Annotated in this window: 11 protein-coding genes; 1 reads left to right on the forward strand and 10 read right to left on the reverse strand. The window is 70.3% G+C overall.

Annotated features, from left to right (window positions below):
• Positions 1-19: 19 nt before the first annotated feature.
• The 10 genes from sigJ to QNO09_RS02965 all read right to left on the reverse strand — a co-directional run bounded on the left by sigJ (position 20) and on the right by QNO09_RS02965 (position 10,913).
• Positions 20-916: an RNA polymerase sigma factor SigJ gene (sigJ, locus tag QNO09_RS02920; protein ID WP_283968428.1), complete on the reverse strand. Its 897-nt coding sequence runs from the start codon at positions 914-916 to the stop codon at positions 20-22.
• A gap of 33 nt (positions 917-949) precedes the next feature.
• The gene (locus QNO09_RS02925; protein WP_283968429.1) at positions 950-1,684 is read right to left on the reverse strand and encodes a PIG-L deacetylase family protein; all 735 of its coding nucleotides are present in this window, start codon (positions 1,682-1,684) and stop codon (positions 950-952) included.
• 50 nt (positions 1,685-1,734) lie between these two features.
• Entirely contained in the window at positions 1,735-3,036 is a 1,302-nt protein-coding gene (locus QNO09_RS02930; protein ID WP_283968430.1) for an alpha/beta fold hydrolase, read from the reverse strand.
• Between the two features lie 109 nt (positions 3,037-3,145).
• Complete coding sequence (locus tag QNO09_RS02935) at positions 3,146-4,171, reverse strand: LacI family DNA-binding transcriptional regulator (RefSeq protein ID WP_283968431.1); 1,026 nt, start codon at positions 4,169-4,171, stop codon at positions 3,146-3,148.
• A gap of 91 nt (positions 4,172-4,262) precedes the next feature.
• Entirely contained in the window at positions 4,263-5,693 is a 1,431-nt protein-coding gene (locus QNO09_RS02940) for a BNR repeat-containing protein (protein WP_283968432.1), read from the reverse strand.
• Between the two features lie 168 nt (positions 5,694-5,861).
• Positions 5,862-6,182: an L-rhamnose mutarotase gene (locus QNO09_RS02945; protein WP_059414378.1), complete on the reverse strand. Its 321-nt coding sequence runs from the start codon at positions 6,180-6,182 to the stop codon at positions 5,862-5,864.
• Between the two features lie 60 nt (positions 6,183-6,242).
• Entirely contained in the window at positions 6,243-7,325 is a 1,083-nt protein-coding gene (rhaS, locus tag QNO09_RS02950) for a rhamnose ABC transporter substrate-binding protein (RefSeq protein WP_283968433.1), read from the reverse strand.
• A gap of 12 nt (positions 7,326-7,337) precedes the next feature.
• Complete coding sequence (locus QNO09_RS02955) at positions 7,338-8,366, reverse strand: ABC transporter permease (RefSeq protein WP_283968434.1); 1,029 nt, start codon at positions 8,364-8,366, stop codon at positions 7,338-7,340.
• Positions 8,359-9,399: an ABC transporter permease gene (locus QNO09_RS02960; protein ID WP_283968435.1), complete on the reverse strand. Its 1,041-nt coding sequence runs from the start codon at positions 9,397-9,399 to the stop codon at positions 8,359-8,361. The genes QNO09_RS02955 and QNO09_RS02960 overlap by 8 nt, the downstream gene beginning before the upstream one ends.
• Positions 9,396-10,913, reverse strand: coding sequence for a sugar ABC transporter ATP-binding protein (locus tag QNO09_RS02965; RefSeq protein WP_283968436.1), 1,518 nt, complete (start codon positions 10,911-10,913; stop codon positions 9,396-9,398). The genes QNO09_RS02960 and QNO09_RS02965 overlap by 4 nt, the downstream gene beginning before the upstream one ends.
• A gap of 262 nt (positions 10,914-11,175) precedes the next feature.
• Between QNO09_RS02965 and rhaI the strand changes: the two genes are divergently transcribed.
• Positions 11,176-12,336 carry an L-rhamnose isomerase gene (rhaI, locus tag QNO09_RS02970; RefSeq protein ID WP_283968437.1) on the forward strand — a complete coding sequence of 387 codons (1,161 nt, stop codon included), beginning with the start codon at positions 11,176-11,178 and terminating at the stop codon, positions 12,334-12,336.
• The last annotated feature ends 75 nt before the right edge of the window (positions 12,337-12,411 follow it).

Here is a 12,411-nt window from a genome sequence, read left to right on the forward strand (position 1 = left end):
CGTCATCGATGAGATCCGCTCACCCCGCGACCTCGGCGGCGTCCAGCCGCTCCAGCCGCTCGGGGTCGGCCAGGATGTACATGCCGGTGATGCGGCCGCCCTCGATGGTGACGCCCATGACCGACCGCACGCGCCCGCCGGCCGCGTCGACCATGCCGACCGAGCCGTTGACCAGCACCAGCCGCGGGGACCGCGTGTAGGGGGCGAACATGAGCGCCTGCTCCGCCACCGCCGTGGCGCCCTGGACCAGCTTGGAGGCGGCCGCGCCCCGCACGACTGCGCCCGCGTCGGCCCGCAGCAGCACATCCGGGTGCAGGACGGTCAGCAGCGCCTCGAAGTCCCCGGCGCGGGAGGCGGCGAGGAAGGCATCGAGCACCTCCTTCTGCCGGCCGAGGTCGGGCTCGGACGAGGGGGTGGCACCCCGCACACGGCGCCTGGCGCGGCTCGCCAGCTGACGGGTGGCGGCCGGGCCGCGCTCCACGATCGGCGCGATGTCGTCGAACGGCACGGCGAACATGTCGTGCAGCACGAACGCGAGCCGTTCGTCGGGCGCCAAATTCTCCAGCACGACGAGCAGGGCCAGGCCCACGGAGTCGGCCTGGAGCACCTCCTCCGCCGGGTCGACGACCTGCGCCAGGGGTCGGAGCACCGGGTCCGGTACGAAGGCGTCGCCCATCGGCTCCTCGCGGCGGGCGGCGCGCGAGCGCAGCAGGTCCAGACAGACCCGGCCGGTCACCGTGGTCAGCCAGCCGCCGAGGTTCCCGATGTCGTCCGGGTCGGTGCGGCCGAGCTTCAGCCAGGCCTCCTGGACAGCGTCCTCCGCCTCGGAGAGCGATCCGAGCATGCGGTAGGCCACCGCCTTGAGATGCCCCCGCTGTTCCTCGAACCGGTCGGCCAGCTCCGCGCTGCCTGTCATGGTCTCCCCCGTCGTCCGCCGGTCGATCGCCGGTCATCTGCCGAACAGTTCGAACGCCACCGCCGGGCGGCCCCCGAACCGCTCCCCCGTCGCCTCGGCGTGCTGCGTCAGGAAGCCGCGCACGTACGTCTCCGGGTCCTCGTCGGTCAGCACCTCGATGTAGGTGCGGTGTTCCAGCAGGGAGCGCACCGCCCGTTCCATCCCGGGTGTCGCGTCGACGGCGTGGGTGGGGGTGCTGGAACCGGCGACGGCCACCCAGCGCACTCCGTCCCACGGGTCGAGGCCCTGTTCGACGAGCTCGGGGAAGATCCACCGGTTGCCGGCGTCGCCGGCCGCGTCGAGGGTGGCCCGGCCCACGGCCACGTGGTCCGGGGTGTTCCAGGCGACGCCGCCCCAGGTGTCTCGGTGGTTGAGGGTGATGACCAGCTCGGGCTTGTGCCGGCGGATCGCCGCGGCGATGTCGCGGCGCAGCGCGGTGCCGTACTCGATGACGCCGTCCTGGTGGTCGAGGAACTCCACCTCCGACACCCCGACCACCGCCGCGCTCGCCCGCTGCTCCCGCTCGCGCAGCGGCCCGCACCGCTCGGGCTCCAGGGTGTCGATGCCCGCCTCGCCCCGGGTCGCGAGCACGTAGGCGACCTCGCGGCCCTCGTCGGTCCAGGCCGCGATCGCCGCCGAGCAGCCGTACTCGAGGTCGTCCGGGTGGGCCACGACCGCGAGGGCACGCCGCCAGTCGCCGGGCATGGGCTGGAGTTGAGTGGTCGTCATGCCCGCAGACTAATCCGCGCCACCGACATCACCAGGGCTCCGGCGCGGCATCACTCCTCGCCCCGGACCAGCGCGAGCAGCCGGTCGAGGACGCGGGGGCCGCCGGTGCGCACGCCGTCGTGCTCGAACTCGTCCGTGATCCAGGTGCGCAGGCCCCGGATCGCGCGGGCGGTGCGCAGGGAGTGGGCCGTGTCGACGTACATGTCGTCGTGGTAGACGGCCGCTACCACCGGCACGGTGTTGGCGGCGAGGCGGGCGGGGTCGTACAGGGGCGTCCAGTCGGTGCGGGCGGCGAGCAGGTCGGCGGTCTCGCGCAGCGGGCGCAGGGCCGGGTCGCAGTCGAACATCCAGGGGTGAATCGATTCTCCGGTGAAGAGCAGCGGTTCGTCGCCCGCGAGTGCCTTGGCGGCGTCGAACTGCGGGAACTCGGCGCGGATCCGCTCGGCCGACCAGGCGGTGGGCCGGGCGTCCTGGCCGTAGATCGACTCGTGGATCAGGGCGTACAGCGGGTGTCGGGCGTAGGAGAGCATGGCCTGGACCTGCTCCTGGAACGCGTCGGAGAGTGTGAGGCCCTGCGGGGTGCGGACGAAGGCGTTCTCCAGGAGGTAGTGCAGGCGGTGGGTGCCGTCGCCGGTCCCGAGGACGATGCCGAGGGACTGGAAGGCCTCGACGGTCAGCCGGTAGCCGTTCGGCAGGACCACGTCGTGGGTGAGCAGATGGTCGGCGATGCGGCGGGCACGCTCGGCGTCCTGCGGGTAACGGGCGTAGTGGGCGGCGACCTTGCGTTCGATGCGCGGGAAGGCGGCCCGGTAGACGTCGTCGGCGTGGGCGTCGAGGGCGGGCAGACCGCCGGTGATCACGGCGGTGGCCAGTCCCTCCGGGGCCAGGGACAGATAGGTGGTCGCGCAGAAGCCGCCGAAGCTCTGGCCGAGGACGGTCCAGGGCTTGCCGCCGGTGACCTGCGCGCGGACGGCCTCGCAGTCGCCGACGATGGCGTCGGCGCGGAAGTGCGTGAGGTAGTCGGCCTGCTCGGCCGGGCCGCCGCGCAGCGGGAGCGTCTGCCGGTTGGCGGGCGTGCTGTGGCCGGTGCCGCGCTGATCGAGGAGCAGGACGCGGTACTCCTTCAGCGCCCTGCCCAGCCAGCCGGGCCGGCCGACGGACCGGTCGGCGCCGAATCCGGGGCCGCCCTGGAGGTAGAGCAGCCACGGCAGGTCCTGGTGCGTCTTGTCGCTCGCGACGACCTCGCGGGCGTACAGCTCGATCGTCTCGCCCTCGGGCCGGTCGTGGTCCAGGGGGACGGTGAAGCGACGGTCGGTGAGGACGACTCCGGGCTGACGGTAGCTGAGGGACAACAGGGCTCCCGGGACGGACGGATGTACTGGCCGCGTCCCAGTTCATCACAGTGAACGTCCGGGCGGAGGCCCTTCGGATCATGAAATCCCGCTGAACGGCGGTTCAGGTTCAGCGCGCGGACAGACTGGAGCGGCGCACCACCAGCTCGGGCTGGAGGACGACCCGCCGGTGCTCGTGCGGTCGCGCCGCGCCCTCCTCCTCCGTCTCCTCCAGGAGCAGGTCTGCCGCCATGGCGCCCATGGTGACCGCGGGCTGTCGTACCGAGGTGAGGGGGACGGCAGCGGCGGCGGCGAACTCGATGTCGTCGTAGCCGACGATGGCCAGGTCGTCGGGGACGCCGACACCGGCCGCGTACATGGCCTGCAGGACGCCGAGGGCGAGCAGGTCGTTGGCGCAGAACACGGCGGTGGGCCGGTCGGCGAGGCCGAGCAGCCGGGCCCCGGCGTCACGGCCCGCGGCGACGTCCAGCCGCTCGGTGGGCAGCTCGCGCAGCGCGTCGGGGCCGAGCCCGGCCTCGGCGAGCGCTGCGAGGGTGCCGGTGCGCCGGTCACGGACCTGGTTGAGGCCGGGCGGGCCGCTGACGTAGGCGAGGGAGCGGTGCCCGGCGTCGACGAGGTGGCGTACCGCGAGGGCACCGCCCGCCACGTCGTCGACGGAGACCGAGCACTCCGTGGTGCCCTCGGCGACCCGGTCGACCAGCACGAACGGGATGCCGTGCCGGCGGAACGCCTCGATGTTGCGGCCGGTCGCGTCGGCGGGGGTGAGCAGCACACCGCGCACCCGCTGCTCGGCGAAGAGCGACAGGTACTCGGCCTCCTCACCCGGGCTCTGGGCGCTGTTGCAGACCATCACGCCGAGTCCGGCCTGCCGGGCGGCGCGCTCGGCGCCACGCGCGACGTCGACGAAGAAGGGGTTGCCCATGTCGAGGACGAGCAGCCCCATGATGCGGCTGCGGCCCGCGCGCAGCTGGCGCGCGGACTCGCTGCGGACGTATCCGAGCCGGTCTATCGCGGACAGCACCCGGGCCCGGGTCTCGGTCGCGACCGTGTCGGGGCGGTTGATCACGTTCGAGACCGTGCCGACGGAGACTCCGGCGACGCGGGCGACGTCCTTGATACCCACCGACTGGACCATCGGGCAGGGACCTCCAGAGGGAGACGAGTTGGGGGGCGGCGGCCGGGGCGGCATCACCCTACCGGCACGCCGCCCCGGAAACCGGTCGTGGTCAGGCGGGCAGCCGGAAGTTCAGCGAGCGGAGCGCCGAGGGCGTGGTACCGCTGGACTTCTCCTGGTACATGACCGACAGGAAGTTGTCCTGCGCGATCCGCATCTCGTCGATCACGACCTCGCCGAAGGCGTTCAGCCCGGCGGCGACGCCGTCGTACAGGACCCTCCAGTCGGTGTACCCGGACGCCTTGGAGGCTCCGGCGATCCGGCAGAAGGGGAAGATCGCATACGCGTTGTCGTACGTGTCGAGGATGAGCTTGGTGCGCTGGCTGGAGTTGAGCGGGACCGGTATCTCGGTCTTCTGCCAGGCGCCGGAGGAGTTCTTGCGGACGTGGAAGGCACGGCCGTTGGCGGTGCGGTTGGCGACGTAGTTCGTCGTGCACTGGCCGAAGCGGCCGGGGACGTAGCTGATGATCGCGTGCGGCAGACCGGCCGAGTCGGTGAACTGGGCCTCCTGGTTCATCAGCGAGTGGTCCGGGTTGAGCGGGTCCACGACCAGCCCGGCGTCGGTGACGGAGACCCGGTCGGAGGTGCCGGTGGTGCCGACGACGGTGCCCGCGTTGTTGCGCCAGGTACGGCCGCGGTCGTCCGAGTAGACGTAGCCGGTGTCGTGGTTGGTGATGCCGCCCCTGTTGCACATCACGGCGCTGTTCTGCTCGCGCCAGGTGAAGAAGGAGTGCAGACGCCCGTTCTTGTCGTAGTCGATGCCGTGCAGGTACATGTTGCGGGCCGTCGAGGAGCCGTGCTCGCTGCTGTAGGTGCCGGTGGAGCTGCTCCACTCGCCGAGGTTCCTCCAGGACGTGCCGTCGTACTCGGCCAGCGCGTTTCGGCCGTTGCCGGAGACGGCCACGCGGTAGCTCAGCTGGAGCCTGCCCTCGGGTGTCGAGATGAACTGCGGGTAGGTGAACTGCGAGGTGAGCGCGAGCCCGTCGAGGGTGGACTGGGGAGCGCCGAAGCGGCTCGCGGTCCAGCTCATCCCGTCCGGGTTGTCCATGAGGCCGGCCACCGACTTGACGTAGGTGAAGCCGTCGCTGTGGGAGTCCATGTTGAGGTGCAGCCGGCCGTCGACCTCGGAGACGCCCATGGAAATGACGTTGTGGGAGTCGTTGTACCGCAGGGTGTGGCCGACCTTGACCGTCTGCCAGGTGCTCGAGGGGAACTTGCGGCGGCCGACGACGGCGTTGCGGTCGGCGGTGTACCAGACGGCGTACTGGTAGCCCTTGTAGGTCAGCATGCCGTTCTTCTGGAACGCGTTGTTGTTGACCAGGCCGTCGTAGGAGACGAAGAAGATGGCCTGGGAGTCGAGCAGAGTGCTGCCGGTCAGGGTGACCGAGGGGCCCGGGTCCGCGGCCCGGGCGGTGCCGGAACCGAGGGCGGGGGTCACCACGGCACCGGCGAGGGCGGCGCCCAGCAGTGTGCGTCTCTTCATCTCAGGGGACTCCATTGTCGTGTGAGGTGGGAGGGGTGGGGGGTGGGGGGTGGGGGGCAGGGCAGGGAAAGGGGTTCGAGCGGGTCTTCCTCAAGTCTGGGGGGACACGCAAAGCGGGGGGAATGCGATCCGGGGTGTCCCGAGCCTGGGGAGCAGGCGAGGTGGGGATCAGGCGAGGTGGAACACCTCGGTGAGTGGCTTCATGGCCTCGTCGGGTCTGGCGCCGTCCAGCGACTCGAAGAACGGCGCCATCTCCGCCTGCCAGCGGGCGTTGACGTCGGTGGCTTCCATTCCGGCCTGGGCGGCCGCGAAGTCCTCGGTCTCGAGGTAGCCGACGAGCAGTCCGTCCTCGCGCAGGAAGAGCGAGTAGTTGTGCCAGCCGGTGTCCGAGAGTGCCTGGAGCATCTCGGGCCATACGGCGGCGTGCCGCTCGCGGTACTCGTCGAGGCGGTCCGCCCGGACCTTCAGCAGGAAGCACACGCGCTGCATCAACAGCCCTTTCGGTGATCGGAACGCGGTGGCCGGAACGCGGGGATCGGCCCGTGGGGATCAGAAGTCGAACTGGTCGATGTTCTTGGCGTCGAACACGGTCGGCTTGCCGAGGCTGATCACGCCGTCCTTGCCGATGGTGTACTCGCCCATGGAGCCGGCCTTGAAGGTCTCGCCCTCCTTGCCGGTGATCTGCCCGGAGGACAGGGCGACGGCGGTGCGGGCGGCCAGTTCGCCGAGCTTGGCCGGGTCCCACAGCTCGAACGCCTCGACGGTGCCGTTCTTGACGTACTTGCGCATGTCGTTCGGGGTGCCGAGGCCGGTCAGCTTGACCTTGCCCTTGTACTTGGAGCCCGACAGGTACTGGGCGGCGGCCTTGATGCCGACGGTGGTCGGGGAGATGATCCCCTTCAGGTTCGGGTACTCCTGGAGCAGGCCCTGGGTCTGCTGGAAGGACTGCTGGGCGTCGTCGTTGCCGTACGCGACCTTCACCAGCTTCATGTTCTTGTACTCGGGCTTCTTCAGCTCGTCCTTCATGAAGTCGATCCAGGTGTTCTGGTTCGTCGCCGTCTGGGCGGCGGACAGGATCGCGATCTCGCCCTTGTAGCCGATCTGCTTGGCGAGCAACTGCACCTCGGTGCGCCCCAGGTCCTCGGCGGAGGCCTGCGAGACGAAGGCGTTGCGGCAGTCGGGCGTGGTGTCGGAGTCGTAGGTGACGACCTTGATGTCGTTCTTCATGGCCTGCTTGAGCGCGGTGCACAGGGCGCCCGGGTCCTGCGCGGACACGGCCATCGCGTCGACCTGCTGCTGGGTGAGGGTGTTGACGTAGGAGACCTGCCCGGCGGTGTCGGTCGCGCTGGAGGGCCCGACCTCCTTGTAGCTGGAGCCCAGCTCCTTCAGCGCCTTCTCGCCGCCCTTGTCGGCGCTGGTGAAGTACGGGTTGTTGACCTGCTTGGGCAGGAACCCGACGGTGAGGCCCTTCTTGGTGGCGGCGTTCGGGTCGGCCTTGCCGGCGGTGGCGGCCGAGGCTCCCTCGTTCGCGACGTCCTTCTTGGTGGTGCCGCCGCAGGCGGTGAGCGCGAGCGCGAGTGAGGTGGCGGTGGCGAGGGCCGCGCAGCTGCGGCGCAGGGTTGACTTTCGCATGGCGTTGGTCCTTTACGAGGAAGGGCTGGATGACGAGAGAGGAGTCGAGGCGGCTCTGCGGCCCGCCCTCGCTGTGGAGATCTGCCGCAGGACCCGGGGGCCGAGCACGGACAGAACGAGCAGGACGCCGGTGACGACGATCTGGGACTGGGCGGAGACGTCCTGGAGGCTCATCACGTTCTGGAGCGCGCCGAGGAGGAACACCCCGGCGATCGCGCCGCCGAGCGTGCCCTTGCCTCCGTCGAAGTCGATGCCGCCGAGCAGGACGGCGGCCACGACGGACAGTTCGAGGCCGGTGGCGTTGTCGTAGCGGGCGCTGGCGTAGTGCAGCGCCCAGAAGATGCCGGTCAGCGAGGCCATCAGACCGGTCAGGGTGAACAGGATCAGCTTCTGCCGCTTGACCCGGATGCCGGCGAAGCGGGCGGCCTCCTCGTTCGCCCCGGTGGCGAACAGCGACCGTCCGAACGGTGTGGCGTGCAGGGCGACCACGGCGATGGCGAGCAGGACGAGGAACGGCAGGAGGGCGTACGGGACGAACGTGTCGCCGATGCGCCCGGACGCGAAGTCCAGGTACTGGACCGGGAAGTCGGTCACCGCGTCGGACCCGAGCACGATCTGGGCGATACCCCGGTAGGCGGCGAGCGTGCCGATGGTGACGGCGAGGGACGGCAGCCCCAGCCTGGTCACCAGCAGCCCGTTGACCAGCCCGCACACGACACCGAGCAGCAGACAGATCGGGATGATCGTCTCGATGGTCATGCCCTGGTTCCACAGGGCGCCCATCACGGCACCGGACAGACCGGCCGTGGAGGCGACCGACAGGTCGATCTCACCGGAGACGACCAGCAGGGTCATCGGCAGCGCGATCAGTGCGATCGGCAGCGTGTTGCCGATCAGGAACGACAGGTTGAGCGCGTTGCCGAACCCGTCGACGAAACCGAAGGAGAACAGCAGGACCACGACGAGCAGGGCGCCGACGGCGGAATCCCACCTCTTCAGGCCGGACCAGCCGGCCGCCCGGCTCGGGGAGATGTCAGCCATGGCGGGCGTTCCTCTTCTTCAGGGCGGAGGCCACGCGCAGCGCGACGACCCGGTCGACCGCGATGGCGAGAATGAGCAGGATGCCGTTGATGGCGAGCACCCAGACGGAGCTGACGCCGAGGGCGGGCAGCACGCTGTTGATGGAAGTCAGCAGCAGCGCGCCGAGGGCCGCGCCGTAGACGCTGCCGGAACCGCCGGTGAAGACGACGCCGCCGACCACGACCGCGCTGACGACGGTGAGTTCGTAGCCGTTGCCGGTGCCGGAGTCGACGTTGCCGAACCGGGCGAGGTACATCGCGCCGGCGAGTCCGGCGAGGGCGCCGCAGAAGGTGTACGCGGCGAGGATCCGCTTGCGTACGGGGATGCCGGCGAGGCGGGCGGCCTCCGGGTTGGAGCCGAGCGCGTAGAGCTCGCGGCCGCTGGCGAAGTGCTTGAGGTAGTAGGCGGTGGCGATGAGCACCGCCAGCGCGATCAGGGCGAGGTACGGCACCGCCGAGATGCCGCCGGAGCCGAAGTCGACGAATCCGCCGGGCAGATCGGCCGCGGTGATCTGGCGTGAGCCGACCCAGATGGAGTCGATGCCGCGGATGATGTAGAGCGTGCCGAGGGTGACGACGAGCGCGGGCACCTGGCCGAGGCTGACGAGCAGGCCGTTGAGCAGTCCGAAGCCGATGCCGAACAGCACGGCCAGCGCGATCGCCACGACGGGGTTGCCGCCGCCCTGGAGGTGGACACCGGCGGCGAACGCGCTGATGCCGAGCGTGGATCCGACGGACAGGTCGACGTTGCGGGTGATGACGACCAGGGACTGGCCGGTGGCGACCAGGACCAGGATGGTCGCGTTGAGCAGCAGGTCCTTGATGCCCTGCTCGGACAGGAACTCGCTGTTGCCGGCCTGGGTGACGCCGATCATCACCAGGAAGACGAGCAGGATGGCGAGTTCACGCATCTTGAAGACGCGGTCGACCAGCCGGGTGCCGCTCGACTTGGGCACGTCGGCCACGGGGGCTTCTTGCGGGGTGACGACCGTCATGCGGCGGCCCTCCCGGTGGCTGCGGCCATCACGGTTTCCTCGGTGGCGTCGGTGCGGGGGATCTCGGCGGTGAGGCGGCCCTCGTGCATCACCAGCACGCGGTCGGCCATGCCGAGGATCTCGGGCAGGTCGGAGGAGATCATCAGGACGGCCACGCCGTCGGCGGCCAGCTGGGACAGCAGGCGGTGCACCTCGGCCTTGGTGCCGACGTCGATGCCGCGGGTGGGCTCGTCGACGATCAGCACCTTCGGGCCGGTGGCCAGCCACTTGGCGAGCACGACCTTCTGCTGGTTGCCGCCGGAGAGCGTGTTGACGGTGTCGGCGATCCGGGCGTACTTCACCTGGAGCCTGACGGCCCAGTCGAGGGAGCGGCTGCGCTCGGCGCCGCGGTCCATGAGCCCGGCCTTCACGGTCGTGCGGAGCCCGGTCAGCCCGATGTTCCGCTCGATGGACATGTCCATCACCAGGCCCTGGGCGCGCCGGTCCTCGGGGACCAGGGCGACTCCGGCGGCCATGGCGGTGGAGGGCGCACCGTTGACCAGCGCCTTGCCGTGGACGGAGACCTCACCGGCGTCCCAGCGGTCGATGCCGAACACGGCCCGGGCGACCTCCGTACGCCCGGCGCCGACGAGTCCGGCCAGGCCGACGATCTCGCCGTGCCGGACCTCGAAGGAGACGTCGGTGAACACGCCTTCGCGGGTCAGCCGGCGCACGCTGAGGGCGACCTCGCCCGGCTCGACCTCCTGCTTGGGATACAGCTCGTCGAGGTCGCGGCCGACCATGCGGCGCACGAGGTCGTCCTCGGTCATGCCCTCCAGGGGCTCACTGGCGATCCGGGCGCCGTCGCGCAGGGTGGTGACCCGCCGGCAGATCTCGAAGATCTCCTCCAGCCGGTGGGAGATGAACAGCACGGCGGCGCCCTGGTCGCGCAGGGTGCGCACGACGCCGAAGAGGCGGGCGACCTCGCTGCCGGTGAGGGCGGCCGTCGGTTCGTCCATGATCAGGACTCGGGCGTCGAAGGAGAGCGCCTTGGCGATCTCCACGATCTGCTGGTCGGCGATGGACAGACCGCGGGCGGGACGGTCGGGGTCGAGTTCGACCCCGAGGCGCTCCATCAGGGCGGCCGTCGCGTTGTGGGTGGCCTTGTGGTCGATCCGGCCGAGGGCGCGGCGCGGCTGGCGGCCCATGTAGATGTTCTCGGCGATCGACAGGTCGGGGAAGAGCGTGGGCTCCTGGTAGATCACGGCGATGCCGGCGTCGCGGGCGTCGCCGGGGCCGTGGAAGGCGACGGGTGCGCCGTCGAGCAGCACCTGGCCGGCGTCCGGGCGGTGCACCCCGGCGAGGGTCTTGATGAGGGTGGACTTGCCGGCACCGTTCTCACCGGCGAGTGCGTGCACCTCCCCGGGGAACAGCTCCAGGGAGACGTCCCGCAGTGCGCGGACCGCGCCGAAGGACTTGGAGACGTCCCTCAGTGCGAGAACCGGGGCCGGACCCGTGGTGGACGGGTGGGTCATGAGGGCTCCTCGACGACGCCGGTGGGTCGGCCCTCTCGGCGTCGTGAAAGGTTTCAACTGGGTTGCCGGGACGTTAGGCGGGCCGCGCATGTCACGTCAATGGGTTCCGGTCGAAAAAGTTTCGAGCACAGAAGGTCACGCATGGGTCACGGGGAACCGCCTTGGCCGGAGGGGTTGACACCCCTTCGGGGGGGCCCATAGCTTCGCGTCCTGAATCGTTTCATTCAGTGGTCGTCACGACCCGATGTCACAGGAGCCTGACGTGACCGAGCTCGCCGCGGCGAAGGCCGCTCTCAAGACACAGGCCGTCGAGACGCCGTCGTGGGCGTACGGGAACTCGGGCACACGGTTCAAGGTGTTCGCACAGCAGGGCGTGCCGCGCACCCCGTTCGAGAAGCTGGACGACGCGGCGAAGGTCCACGAGTTCACCGGGGTCGCACCGACGGTGGCCCTGCACATTCCGTGGGACCGGGTCGAGGACTACGCGGCCCTGGCGAAGCATGCCGAGCAGCGGGGCGTGCGGCTCGGGGCGATCAACTCCAACACCTTCCAGGACGACGACTACAAACTCGGGAGCATCTGCCATCCGGAGGCTTCCGTGCGGCGGAAGGCCGTGGATCATCTGCTGGAGTGCGTCGACATCATGGATGCGACGGGCTCGACGGATCTGAAGCTGTGGTTCGCCGACGGGACGAACTATCCCGGGCAGGACGACATCCGTGGGCGGCAGGACCGGCTGGCCGAGGGGCTGGCCGAGGTCTACGAGCGGCTCGGGGACGGGCAGCGGATGCTGCTGGAGTACAAGTTCTTCGAGCCCGCCTTCTACACGACGGATGTGCCGGACTGGGGAACCGCCTATGCCCACTGCCTGAAGCTCGGGCCGCAGGCGCAGGTCGTCGTCGACACGGGGCATCACGCGCCGGGAACCAACATCGAGTTCATCGTGGCGACCCTGCTGCGTGAGGGGAAGCTCGGCGGGTTCGACTTCAACTCGCGGTTCTACGCGGATGACGACCTGATGGTCGGGGCCGCCGATCCGTTCCAGCTCTTCCGGATCATGTACGAAGTCGTGCGGGGCGGTGGGCTCTCGCCCGACGTCGCCTTCATGCTCGACCAGTGCCACAACATCGAGGCGAAGATCCCGGCGATCATCCGGTCGGTGATGAACGTCCAGGAGGCCACGGCCAAGGCACTGCTGGTCGATGGTGACGCGTTGGCCGCGGCGCAGCGGGCTGGCGACGTGCTGGAGGCGAACGCCGTGGTGATGGACGCCTACAACACGGACGTGCGGCCTCTGCTGCGTGAGGTGCGCGAGGAGATGGGGCTGGACCCCGAGCCGCTCGCCGCGTACCGGCGGTCCGGGTGGGCCGAGCAGATCGTCGCCGAGCGGGTCGGTGGGCAGCAGGCCGGTTGGGGGGCGTGAGCGTCTGCCGGGTTCTGTTCTCTGCGGGGTGCGCGCCGCATGTGGCTGGTCGCGCCCCGCGGCGGAGCCGCTGAT

It is taken from the genome of Streptomyces sp. 378 (assembly GCF_030124145.1).
GTDB lineage: Bacteria > Actinomycetota > Actinomycetes > Streptomycetales > Streptomycetaceae > Streptomyces.

Excerpts from the sequence above, each read along its gene's own strand:
- QNO09_RS02940 (WP_283968432.1), bottom strand. The coding sequence starts at position 5,693 with ATGAAGAGACGCACACTGCTGGGCGCCGCCCTCGCCGGTGCCGTGGTG.
- rhaS (WP_283968433.1), bottom strand. The coding sequence starts at position 7,325 with ATGCGAAAGTCAACCCTGCGCCGCAGCTGCGCGGCCCTCGCCACCGCC.
- QNO09_RS02945 (WP_059414378.1), bottom strand. The coding sequence starts at position 6,182 with ATGCAGCGCGTGTGCTTCCTGCTGAAGGTCCGGGCGGACCGCCTCGAC.
- QNO09_RS02925 (WP_283968429.1), bottom strand. The coding sequence starts at position 1,684 with ATGACGACCACTCAACTCCAGCCCATGCCCGGCGACTGGCGGCGTGCC.
- QNO09_RS02960 (WP_283968435.1), bottom strand. The coding sequence starts at position 9,399 with ATGACGGTCGTCACCCCGCAAGAAGCCCCCGTGGCCGACGTGCCCAAG.
- sigJ (WP_283968428.1), bottom strand. The coding sequence starts at position 916 with ATGACAGGCAGCGCGGAGCTGGCCGACCGGTTCGAGGAACAGCGGGGG.
- QNO09_RS02965 (WP_283968436.1), bottom strand. The coding sequence starts at position 10,913 with ATGACCCACCCGTCCACCACGGGTCCGGCCCCGGTTCTCGCACTGAGG.
- QNO09_RS02935 (WP_283968431.1), bottom strand. The coding sequence starts at position 4,171 with ATGGTCCAGTCGGTGGGTATCAAGGACGTCGCCCGCGTCGCCGGAGTC.
- QNO09_RS02955 (WP_283968434.1), bottom strand. The coding sequence starts at position 8,366 with ATGGCTGACATCTCCCCGAGCCGGGCGGCCGGCTGGTCCGGCCTGAAG.